Annotated in this window: 12 protein-coding genes and 1 pseudogene; all 13 read left to right on the top strand. The window is 63.1% G+C overall.

The window, feature by feature from the left end:
• The coding region (locus MBENS4_RS25985) for a hypothetical protein (protein ID WP_039394818.1) at positions 1-213 on the top strand (213 nt) is incomplete at its 5' end.
• 2 nt (positions 214-215) lie between these two features.
• The gene (locus MBENS4_RS21975) at positions 216-614 is read left to right on the top strand and encodes a hypothetical protein (RefSeq protein WP_039394815.1); all 399 of its coding nucleotides are present in this window, start codon (positions 216-218) and stop codon (positions 612-614) included.
• Positions 615-646: 32 nt separating this feature from the next.
• Positions 647-1,566 (top strand): annotated as a pseudogene (gene trbB, locus MBENS4_RS21970) (P-type conjugative transfer ATPase TrbB); the annotation flags it as partial.
• Positions 1,567-1,599: 33 nt separating this feature from the next.
• Positions 1,600-1,941, top strand: a complete 342-nt coding sequence (locus MBENS4_RS26185) for a TrbC/VirB2 family protein (RefSeq protein WP_242405073.1) — start codon at positions 1,600-1,602, stop codon at positions 1,939-1,941.
• Entirely contained in the window at positions 1,938-2,207 is a 270-nt protein-coding gene (locus MBENS4_RS21965; protein ID WP_039394811.1) for a VirB3 family type IV secretion system protein, read from the top strand. The genes MBENS4_RS26185 and MBENS4_RS21965 overlap by 4 nt, the downstream gene beginning before the upstream one ends.
• Entirely contained in the window at positions 2,201-4,687 is a 2,487-nt protein-coding gene (gene trbE / locus MBENS4_RS21960; RefSeq protein WP_052322613.1) for a conjugal transfer protein TrbE, read from the top strand. The genes MBENS4_RS21965 and trbE overlap by 7 nt, the downstream gene beginning before the upstream one ends.
• Positions 4,684-5,424, top strand: a complete 741-nt coding sequence (trbJ, locus tag MBENS4_RS21955) for a P-type conjugative transfer protein TrbJ (protein ID WP_039394809.1) — start codon at positions 4,684-4,686, stop codon at positions 5,422-5,424. Before trbE ends, trbJ begins: the two co-directional genes overlap by 4 nt.
• Before the next feature lie 122 nt (positions 5,425-5,546).
• Positions 5,547-6,842: a P-type conjugative transfer protein TrbL gene (gene trbL / locus MBENS4_RS21950; protein WP_039394806.1), complete on the top strand. Its 1,296-nt coding sequence runs from the start codon at positions 5,547-5,549 to the stop codon at positions 6,840-6,842.
• Between the two features lie 3 nt (positions 6,843-6,845).
• The gene (trbF, locus tag MBENS4_RS21945; RefSeq protein ID WP_039394803.1) at positions 6,846-7,640 is read left to right on the top strand and encodes a conjugal transfer protein TrbF; all 795 of its coding nucleotides are present in this window, start codon (positions 6,846-6,848) and stop codon (positions 7,638-7,640) included.
• A complete protein-coding gene (gene trbG / locus MBENS4_RS21940; RefSeq protein WP_039394801.1) occupies positions 7,637-8,434 on the top strand; it encodes a P-type conjugative transfer protein TrbG in 798 nt (265 codons plus the stop codon). Before trbF ends, trbG begins: the two co-directional genes overlap by 4 nt.
• On the top strand, positions 8,431-9,750 hold the full coding sequence (locus MBENS4_RS21935; RefSeq protein ID WP_242405048.1) for a TrbI/VirB10 family protein: 1,320 nt from the start codon (positions 8,431-8,433) through the stop codon (positions 9,748-9,750). Before trbG ends, MBENS4_RS21935 begins: the two co-directional genes overlap by 4 nt.
• Complete coding sequence (locus MBENS4_RS21930; protein ID WP_039394798.1) at positions 9,747-9,962, top strand: DUF2274 domain-containing protein; 216 nt, start codon at positions 9,747-9,749, stop codon at positions 9,960-9,962. Before MBENS4_RS21935 ends, MBENS4_RS21930 begins: the two co-directional genes overlap by 4 nt.
• A complete protein-coding gene (locus tag MBENS4_RS27000; RefSeq protein WP_052322612.1) occupies positions 9,959-10,234 on the top strand; it encodes an AlpA family phage regulatory protein in 276 nt (91 codons plus the stop codon). Before MBENS4_RS21930 ends, MBENS4_RS27000 begins: the two co-directional genes overlap by 4 nt.
• Positions 10,235-10,243 lie beyond the last annotated feature (9 nt).

Genomic DNA, 10,243 nt, shown 5'->3' with positions numbered 1-10,243 from the left:
GATGGCGGCGTCGATCAGCAGCGCCAGCCCGATGATGAGCCGGATCACGCCAGTGTCGAACCGCAAGTGACCGATGACCTTCTAGGGCTCGACGAAGCCGACAATTTCGCAGCGGAAAAGCATGCGATGGACAAGATGGTCCAGCAGCGCCTGGTCAACGCGACCTATACGATGGGCGCCGAGCGCGCGCAGCAGTTCGAACTGGAACTGTGACCATGGCCGCCAAAGTCCGCCACCAGCTTTTCTTGCCCAGATCAACGAGCGAACGCCTCGTCGAACTCGCTCGCCAGCCCGGTACCTCGAAGTCAGATATTCTCGCTCAGGCGTTGACAGCCTGGCTGGATCGGCAAGCGCGGTCTGAACTCGACGAGCGCTTCGGTCGGCGGCTCGACCGCATCGCCACCTTGCTCGAACGGTTGCAGCGCGACAGCCAGATCGAACTTGAGACACTGGCGCTCTTCATTCGCTACGAACTCGCGATCCATCCGCCGCTTGCCGAAGATGACAAGGCTGGCCGCGCGGCAGCTGCCAGGCGTTTCGAGGCCTTCCTTGCTCAGGTCGCCCGCCAGGTTGGGCAGGGGCGACGAACGCTCGACCCCGGAGCAGGGCAGTGAGGACCGGTCAGAGCCATGCGCGCCTGCGGGCGATGATCGAGAGCGCCATGGGGCCTGCAATCGTGGCTGCGCTGCGGGATCCGCGCGTCATTGAGATCATGGTCAATCCCGATGGGGCGCTGCGTGTCGACGTGCTGGGTGAGGGCAGGGTCGATACAGACATCCGCATCGACCCCGAGCAGGCGGAGCGGATCGTCCGACTCGTTGCAAGCCATGTTCAAAGTGAAGCGCATGCCGCCCGGCCTATCGTATCCGCTGAACTGCCGCTGCGCGAACAGGGGGGCGGTGAGCGCTTTGAAGGGGTGCTCCCGCCGGTCGTGAGCGCGCCATGCTTCGCCATCCGCAAACCGGCCTCTCGGGTCTATCTTCTTGAAGACTACGTAGCGATGCGGTCATGGGCAAGAAAGAGGCGGACATATTACGCCTCGCTGTGGCCGAACGCTCGAATGTCCTGATCGTTGGTGGAACCTCTTCGGGCAAGACGACGCTGGCGAACGCGCTGCTCGCCGAGATGGCGGCGCTTGGTGAGCGCATTATCCTGATCGAAGATACCCGCGAACTGCAATGTCCAGCGCCTGATACCGTTGCGCTGCGCACGCGGGCCAGAACGGTATCGATTTCCGATCTCGTTCGCTCGACCCTGCGCCTGCGGCCAGACCGGATTGTGGTGGGCGAAGTGCGCGGGGGCGAAGCACTCGACATGCTCAAGGCCTGGAATACGGGCCATCCCGGCGGGATTGCGACGATACATGCGAATGGCGCGGCCGCTGCCCTGCGACGGCTTGAAGGGCTGGTCCAGGAAGCTGTCGTGACGGTCCCGCGCCATCTGATCGCCGATGCCATCGACATAGTTGTCTTCATCGCCGGGCGCGGCCGCTTCCGGCGGATCGGCGAGGTCGTGCGGGTCGACGGTCTCGACCCGGTCACGGCCGAATACAGCCTTACCGACATGCACGTTTCCCCCCACGAAAAGGAGAATGACGCCATGATTTCACGTTCAATCACGCTTCGCACCTTGCCAAGCCCGGCGAGGGCCCTTCTTGCATCGGCAGTCGGCCTCAGTCTCGCAGTTCCGGCATGGGCTTCGGGGACGGGCATGCCCTGGGAGGAGCCACTCGAGCAGATTCTCGAATCGGTCCAGGGGCCTGTCGCCAAGATCGTTGCGGTCATCATCATCATCATGACTGGTCTCACCCTGGCGTTTGGTGAGACGGCAGGGGGCTTTCGCCGGCTGATCCAGATCGTATTCGGGCTCTCCATCGCTTTCGCGGCATCCAGCTTCTTCCTCTCCTTCTTCAGCTTTGGCGGTGGAGCGCTGATCGTATGAGCGCGGCTGGCCAGCCCGAGGGCTTCGAGGTCCCTGTCCATGCCAGCCTTTCCGTTCCGATCCTGCTGGCGGGGGCACCGCGAGGCCTCGCCATCGTCAACGGAACGCTGGCAATGGCGGTGGGCCTGGGATTGCAGCAGTGGCTGGCCGGCCTCGTCATCTGGGCCTGCGGGCATAGCCTCTCGGTCCTTGCCGCGCGCCGCGACCCGCATTTCGCGCCGGTCCTTGTGCGCCATCTTCGCCAGAAGGGGTATTTCCCATGCTGAACCTTCGCGAATACGCGAGCCGGGCAGGGCGTCTGGCCGATCATCTGCCATGGGCCGCGCTTGTTGCCCCCGGCATCGTTCTCAACAAGGATGGCAGTTTCCTGCGTGTCCTCTCGTTTCGTGGTCCGGATCTGGAATCGACGACCGAAGCTGGCCTGGTTGCGGTCGCAGCGCGGGCCAATAACGTGCTGCGTCGTTTCGGTTCGGGCTGGGCGCTGTTCTTCGAGGCCGAGCGCTGTGAAGCCATGGCCTATCCCGATGATGACTTCCCCGATCCTGCAAGCTGGCTCGTGGATCGGGAGAGGCGCGCGGCCTTCACGGCCGAAGGGCGTCATTTCGAAAGCCGCTTCCATCTCAGTCTGACCTGGATGCCACCTGCGGACAGCGAGGACGCGGCTGGACGGCACTTCCTGGAAACGGGAGATGGGGGCAAGGGACGCGACTGGCGCGCGGCCATGGCGAACTTCACCGCGGAGACGGATCGCGCGCTCGATTTGTTCGCAGGGTTTATGCCTGAAGTCCGGGCGCTCGAGAACGGCGAGCTGTTGACCTTTCTCCACAGGACCATTTCGGATCGCGAGCATTCGGTCCGTGTCCCCAAAACGCCGATGTATCTCGACGCCGTGCTTGTCGATACGCCGCTGGTCGGCGGGCTCGAGCCGCAACTTGGCGGCCGGCATTTGCGAACGCTATCGGTCCTTGGCTACCCCAATGTCAGCCGTCCCGCGCTCCTCGACGCGCTTAACGGCCTCGACTTTCCCTACCGCTGGGTCACCCGCTTCATCGCGATGGACAAGGACGAAGCGACCCGGGCCCTGACCCGCCTGCGGCGGCAATGGTTCAACAAGCGAAAGTCCATTGGCGCGATGCTGCGCGAGGTCCTTTACAACACGCCGAGCCAGTTGCTCGATAGCGATGCGGACAACAAGGTCCTCGACGCCGATCTCGCCTTGCAGGCCTTGGGAGGAGATCATGTGGCCTTTGGCTACATGACGACGACGATCACGCTGACGTCTTCGAAGAGCGAAACCGTCGACGAGCGTATGCGCCAGATAGAGCGGGTCCTTGGTGGCTTCGGTTTCACCACCGTGCGTGAACGTGTCAACGCGGTCGAGGCCTGGCTCTCGTCAATTCCGGGCCATGTCTACGCCAACGTTCGCCAGCCGTTGATGCACACGCTCAACCTCGCACATCTGATGCCTCTCTCGGCCATCTGGGCAGGTCCGGCCCGCAATTCGCATCTGCGCGCCAGTCCGCTCTTCCATGCACGCACCTCCGGCTCGACACCGTTTCGGCTTTCTACCCATGTCGGCGATGTCGGACACATGTTCGTGGCGGGACCAACGGGCGCCGGAAAGTCGGTGCTGCTGGCTTTCATGATGATGCAGTTTCGGCGCTATCGAGATGCGCAGGTCTATGTTTTCGACAAAGGGCTGTCAGCGCGCGCCATGGTGCTTGCCTGCGGCGGGGTGCACCAAGATCTGGGGGCTGGCGAGGGACCTGGCCGTGGTCTTGCCTTTCAACCGCTGCGCAGGATCGATGATCTGTCGGCAAGAGGCTGGGCTGCCGAATGGATCGCAGCGTTGCTCGTGCAGGAAAACGTGACCGTCACGCCGGAGATCAAGGACCAGGTCTGGTCGGCGCTCACCAGTCTGTCGGGAGCGCCAGTAGCCGAGCGAACGCTCACCGGTTTGTGCCTGCTGCTTCAATCCTCGTCCCTGCGAACGGCGCTCTCGCCCTATACGATCGACGGTCCGTATGGCGCGCTGCTCGATGCGAGCGACGACGCGCTTCATTTCTCGGACCTGCATTGCTTCGAGACCGACGGATTGATGGGGCGCTCGGGAGCCGTGGCGCCCGTCCTCAACTACCTGTTCCATCGCCTCGAGGAACGCTTCGATGGACGGCCGACGTTGCTGGTCCTCGACGAAGCCTGGATCTTCCTCGATTCCCCATTGTTCGCTGCGCGTATTCGCGAATGGCTCAAGGTTCTGCGCAAACGCAACGTATCGGTCCTCTTCGCGACGCAGAGTCTGTCCGACATCGCAAATTCCCCGATCGCGCCCGCGATCCTCGAAAGCTGTCCCCAGCGTATTCTCCTGCCCAATGACCGCGCGCTCGAACCGGGAAGCCGGGAAATCTACGAACGCTTCGGGCTGAACGCACGTCAGATCGACCTTCTCGCCCGGGCGACGCCCAAGCGGGACTATTATCTCCAGTCGGCGCGCGGCAATCGTCTCTTCGAACTCGGGCTTGGTCCGCTGGCGCTTGCGCTTTGCGGCGCGTCGGATCCGGCCAGTCAGGCGCGTATCGATACTTTGCTCACTGAGACCGGAGACACGCCGTTTCTCGCCCGGTTCCTGCAAGGAACCAGCGCGCAGTGGGCAATCGACTATCTCGCCTCGTTCCCTGGCCAGAACTGGCCAGAGGAAACGCGCACCTGCGCACCGCATCCCAACCAGTCAGGAGAAATCCAATGAACCGTTGTTCTTCGTACTCCGTTGGAGCGCTGCGCAGCGCAGTCGCACTGCTTGTCGTGGCAGCCGGCGTTACGGTCCCGCTCCAGTCCGCTCAGGCGATCATCGTCTACGACCCCTCGAATTATGCCCAGAACGTTCTTTCTGCGGCCCGCGCGTTACGGCAGATCAACAACCAGATCACATCGCTCCAGAACGAGGCACAGAGCCTTACCAATCAGGCGAAAAACCTCTCGCGCATCGATTTTCCTGAACTCGAGGCACTCAACCGTACACTGCGCCAGATCGAGGCACTCATGAACGAGGCCCAGGGCATCCAGTTCAGTACAGCGCGCGTCGAGACGCAGTTCGATGCGCTTTATCCGGATGCCTTCAGTCAGTCGTTGAAGCTCGACGATGAGGTGGCTGCCGCGCGCACCCGGCTTGAGACGGAAGTGCAGGCCTACCGCCATACTACCCGCGTCCAGTCGCAGATCGCCGAGACGATCGAGGATGACGCGCAGGATCTGGCCAAAGTGGCGGAGCGTAGCCAGGACGCGGAAGGGGCGTTGCAGGCCCAGCAGGCGACCAACCAGCTCCTCGCGATCGCGGCCAAGCAGCAGTTCCAGATCCAGCAGATGATGGCGGCGCAGTTTCGGGCCGAGGCGATCACCAGCGCCAATCGTGCGCAGGCTTCGGCTCAGGCCCAGGCGGCGACGTCCCGGTTCCTTGGTTCAGGCAAGGCCTACACGCCGGACTGACATCAACGAGACAGCGGCGGCGCTCGTCCTCCCCGTCGCCGCGCCGCGTGGCCCGGATTTGCTCCCCGGTCCGGGTCACGCGGATCCATCCTTACTGATCAACCCGAAGGGATTCTGACGTCATGGATGATCTCAATGTCATCGATCAGTTCCTGAGCGCCTTTACGCGCTACATCGACAGTGGATTTGGACTCCTGGGGGGCGACGTTCAGTTCCTGACGGCAACGCTTGTCGGGATCGACGTGACGCTGGCCGCGCTGTTCTGGACGCTTGGCGGAGATGACAACGTTCTCGGGCGCTTCGTTCGCAAGATCCTCTTTGTCGGCGCGTTCGCCTATATCATCAACAATTTCCAGACGCTTTCCGAGGTGATCTTCGCCTCTTTCGCGCAAGCCGGGGTGACGGCCGGGGGAGGGACGATTTCGGCGCAGGATCTCCTGAAGCCGGGACATCTGGCGGGCACGGGATTTTCCGCAGCATGGCCCATGCTCGATCAGGTCGCCAAGTTGCTCGGGTTCACGAGCTTCTTCGACAATTTCCTGACGATCGCCGTGCTTCTCATCGCCTGGCTGCTCGTCATCCTCGCCTTCTTTATTCTTGCCGTGCAGATGTTCGTGTGCGTGATCGAGTTCAAGCTGGTGAGCCTCGCCGGGTTCATTCTCGTGCCTTTCGCGTTGTGGAACCGGGCAAGCTTCCTGGCTGAACGCGTGCTGGGCCACGTCGTCTCCTCGGGCATCAAGGTTATGGTGCTCGCCGTGATCGTCGGCATCGGTTCGAGCTTTTTCGAGCAGTACGCCGGCGCGCTCAAAGGGCAGGAGCCCGACATCGCCCAGGCCATGAGCCTGGTCCTTGCGAGCCTTGCGCTTTTTGGTCTGGGCATCTTCGCGCCGTCTGTCGCAAGTGGTCTTGCCGCAGGTGCGCCGCAACTGGGAGCCGGAGCGGCCCTTGGCTCGGCGCTTGGCGCCGGCGGCGTTGGTATGCTTGCAGGGGGCGGCGGTCTTGCGGGCGCACGAATGCTGGGAGGCGCAGCTCTTGGTTCGATTCGCGCCGGGACGTCGATGGGGGCGGCGACCTCGAGCGCCTATTCGCTCGGTAAGCAGAGCTCGGATGGCAGCGTGAAAGCTGGCCTTGGCGGTGTGGCGCGGGCTGCCGGTAATTCCGTCCGCCAACGCGCCTCGCAGACACTTGGGCTTTCCGAGGCCGCTTCGCGCGGCCGTGCGGCGGGCGCAGCAGCTTACCAGAATACGAACTCACCGTCGCCGGCTTCCGGCGGCGGTGAGACGGCGCCGCAGTGGGCGAGGAGCCTTCGCGCCGAGCAGGCGTCGCGCCATCGCCGCCAGATGGCTGTCCATGCGCTTCAACAAGGTGATCGCGGCGGCGGCGGCCTCTCTCCCGATATCAGTGAAAGGAACGATTGAACCATGCGCTTCAAACGCAGCCTTCAGGCATACGGCCGAACTCCCCAACCCGAAACGCCTTTTCAGCGCGCAGGCCAGCTATGGGACGAACGCATCGGCTCGGCCCGGGTTCAGGCCCGAAATTGGCGGCTCATGGCCTTTGGATGTCTAGGGCTGTCGTGCTCGATGACGGTCGGCGTACTGTGGCAATCGCTCCAAAGCCGGGTCGTGCCTTACGTCGTTGCGGTCGACCGGCTTGGCGAACCACGAGCGGTCAGCGAAGCCGAAGCCGACTACACGCCGAGTGACCCGCAGATCGCCTGGGCGCTAGGCAAGTTCGTCGAACACGTTCGAGGCCTTTCGCTCGACCCGGTCGTCATGCGGCGTCAGTGGCTCGAGGCCTATGATTTCACGACACAAAGAGGGGCGGCCTTCCTGAGTGCCCATGCCCGCCAGTCGGGCGCGCTGACACGGATCGGCGAGCGAACGGTCACAGTCCAGATCACGAGCGTCGTCAGGGCTTCGCAGCAGTCGTTCCAGGTTAAGTGGGTCGAAACGGCCTATGAACACGGGCGCCCATCTGGCCAAGAGCACTGGACGGCCATGGTGACCGTTGTGCGCAAGGCGCCGCGCGACCGCGAAACCCTGAGGCGCAACCCGCTTGGGCTCTATGTCGACGGAATCGATTGGAGCCGCGAACTCGAGCCCGCTGGCGATGGACCAACACAGCAAAGCTCGCTGACAAGCGAACAATCGCCAACCTCGCGGCTTGGCGCAACGCCGAATCTGTCCCCTACATTATCGGAGGTGAAGCCATGAAGCCTTGTATCGCTGCCATCGTGTCGCTTGTCGTTGGTGTATCGCCAGCCCAGGCCGTCTCCATTCCCTCAGCCGTGGGCGTACGCAAGCCAGTGGAGCCTGCTCTCGCGAACTACATGAATGCGCGCCAGATGTTTCTGTGGTCCGACGGGGCGGTCTATCATGTACCGACCCAGCCCGGGATGATCACGGATATTGCCCTTCAGCCGGGCGAAGGGCTGATCGCGGTTGCTGCGGGCGATACCGCACGTTGGATCATTGGCGACACGCGAAGCGGAGAGGGTGAGGCCGAGCAGACCCACGTGCTGGTCAAGCCGTTCACGCAAGGCCTGTCGACCAATCTGGTGATCACCACCAACCGACGGACCTACCATCTTGAGCTTACGAGCGCCGATCAGGATGGCATGACGGCGCTGGCCTGGACGTATCCGCTCGACGCCTTGCTCGCGGTTGCGCGGGCAAAAAAGGCAGCAGAGGCGAGCGCGCCGGTTGCGCAGGGCATCGGCGTCGAACAGCTCTACTTCGGCTATGTGATCACGGGGGACCATGCGACGTGGCGCCCGGTGCGCGCCTTCGATGATGGGGCGCGGACCTATATCGAATTCCCGGCCTCGATCGGTCAGGGTGAAGCGCCGCCCCTGTTCCTGGTCGATGGGCACGGGAAGGCCGAGCTGGTCAACTATCGCATGAAGGGGCGCTTCTACATCGTCGACAGGATATTCGAGGCCGCCGAACTGCGCCTGGGGACCAAGGACCAGAAGATCGTGCGGATCACGCGGGGAGGGCGCCCATGATGGATGAAGGCTCTCAGACGCAAATGCCGAAGGGAACTGCGCTGCCATCATCTCTTGAGGACGGTGTCGGCGGACCTGCAACACATGATACTGGCGATCCAGGCAATGGGGCGGTCCGCGATCCGGAGGCGGGCAATGACATCGCGGCCAAGCCGGGCAAGGTTGACCCCGAAAGTCTCGCGATCAGGGCACCCTTGCCTCGGGCTCAACGCTTCAAGAAGGAGCTTGTTATCGGCGGCGCGTCGGTCGCTGCACTGGTTCTTGCTGGGGTCATAGGATACGCGCTGAGCTCGCATGAGGAGGACAGGAAAGAGACACCTGCCAATCTGGCCCAGGCGAACCGCAAGCCCGCTGACGATGGTCTCGATGCGTTGCCGTCAAACTATGGCGACGCTGCGAAGCTTGGTCCGGCGTTGCCCGGGGATCTGGGCCGTCCCATCCTGCGCGCGCAGGAAAACAAGCCGGCGCGTGAAGCCGAACGGGCCGCGCAGGAACGAGAGCAAGCACGTCAGGAAAAAGAGGAGCAGCTGCGCAAGGCGCGCCAGTCGCCCTTGCTGACGAACGTCAATACTGCGCCTTCATCCCCTCGTGAGGCGCCAGCCTCCGATGCCCAGCATGCCGATGAAATCGCGGGCCCGAAGACGCTGGGTAGCGAACCCGCCGTCGCATCCGGCAAGGAAGGATTTGCGAGGCAGCTCGAGACGCGAAGTACCCGCAATGCCCACGTCCTCGAACCCTCGGCCTCGTCACATGTTGTCATGGCGGGCAGCGTCATCGCAGCCAGCCTGGTGACTGGCATAAATTCGGACCTTCCCGGCATGGTGATTGCCCAAGTCACCCGCAATGTATTCGACAGCATCACGGGCCGGGTCCTGCTCATCCCACAAGGATCGCGCCTCATTGGCAACTACGATTCGCAAGTGACCTATGGGCAAAGTCGGGCCCTGCTGGTCTGGCAGCGTCTGGTCCTGCCCGATGGGCGTTCTCTGCGCCTTGACAACATGCCAGCGAGCGACCCGCAGGGTTTAGCCGGGCTCGAAGACAAGCTGAACGCGCATACCGGCCTGCTCTTGAAGGGGGCTGCGATTGCCACGCTGCTGAGCGTTGGAACCGAATTGAGCCTGAGCGGCGACAGCGATCTTGTCGATGCGATCCGGCAAGGCACGCAAGGCAGCGTCAGTCGGGCTGGCGACAGCATTACCCGGCGCAATCTCGACGTCGCCCCGACGATCGAAGTGCGGCCCGGCACGCCGGTTCGCCTGCTCGTGCGCCAGGACCTCGTTCTTGAACCCTGGATAAAGGAGAACGCGCAATGAGCGCCATACGCCTCGCCAAGCTTCCCGAAACGACGCCAGTCAAGATTGTGATCCGCATTCTTCCCGATCTTCATCGCGATCTGGAAGACTACGCGAAAGCCTATGCGCAGGCTTATGGCAAACCGATTGAGCTTGCCGAACTCATCCCGGCCATGCTTGCCGGTTATCTCGATGCCGACCGCGCCTTTCGCCAAGGGCAGAAGTCGAAATGATCGCCAAGAGGCGCATATTCGAACCAGAGCCGATCGAGGAAGAAGAGCTTTGCCCGGCGCCCGCGCCCAAGCCGGAACGTTTCCTGCGTCTTAATGCGGTCATGGAACGCACCGGGCTCGCGCGAGCAACGCTTTACAGGAGGATCCAGGCCGGCGCCTTCCCGGCTCAGGTCAAGATATCTGCGCGTTGCTCGGCCTGGCGTGAATCCGAGATCGAGTCCTGGATGCGCGACCCCTCCGGCTTTGCGAATTCTCCCCGCGACGATGCTTGAGGCGGCCTG

The sequence above is a fragment of the Novosphingobium sp. MBES04 genome (assembly GCF_000813185.1).
GTDB lineage: Bacteria > Pseudomonadota > Alphaproteobacteria > Sphingomonadales > Sphingomonadaceae > Novosphingobium > Novosphingobium decolorationis.
This window is presented reverse-complemented; position numbering and strand designations above follow the sequence as displayed.

Coding starts and splice junctions, on each gene's coding strand:
- MBENS4_RS26185 (WP_242405073.1), top strand. CDS start 1,600: ATGATTTCACGTTCAATCACGCTTCGCACCTTGCCAAGCCCGGCGAGG.
- MBENS4_RS21930 (WP_039394798.1), top strand. CDS start 9,747: ATGAGCGCCATACGCCTCGCCAAGCTTCCCGAAACGACGCCAGTCAAG.
- MBENS4_RS21965 (WP_039394811.1), top strand. CDS start 1,938: ATGAGCGCGGCTGGCCAGCCCGAGGGCTTCGAGGTCCCTGTCCATGCC.
- trbJ (WP_039394809.1), top strand. CDS start 4,684: ATGAACCGTTGTTCTTCGTACTCCGTTGGAGCGCTGCGCAGCGCAGTC.
- MBENS4_RS27000 (WP_052322612.1), top strand. CDS start 9,959: ATGATCGCCAAGAGGCGCATATTCGAACCAGAGCCGATCGAGGAAGAA.
- trbE (WP_052322613.1), top strand. CDS start 2,201: ATGCTGAACCTTCGCGAATACGCGAGCCGGGCAGGGCGTCTGGCCGAT.
- trbL (WP_039394806.1), top strand. CDS start 5,547: ATGGATGATCTCAATGTCATCGATCAGTTCCTGAGCGCCTTTACGCGC.
- MBENS4_RS21975 (WP_039394815.1), top strand. CDS start 216: ATGGCCGCCAAAGTCCGCCACCAGCTTTTCTTGCCCAGATCAACGAGC.
- MBENS4_RS21935 (WP_242405048.1), top strand. CDS start 8,431: ATGATGGATGAAGGCTCTCAGACGCAAATGCCGAAGGGAACTGCGCTG.
- trbF (WP_039394803.1), top strand. CDS start 6,846: ATGCGCTTCAAACGCAGCCTTCAGGCATACGGCCGAACTCCCCAACCC.
- trbG (WP_039394801.1), top strand. CDS start 7,637: ATGAAGCCTTGTATCGCTGCCATCGTGTCGCTTGTCGTTGGTGTATCG.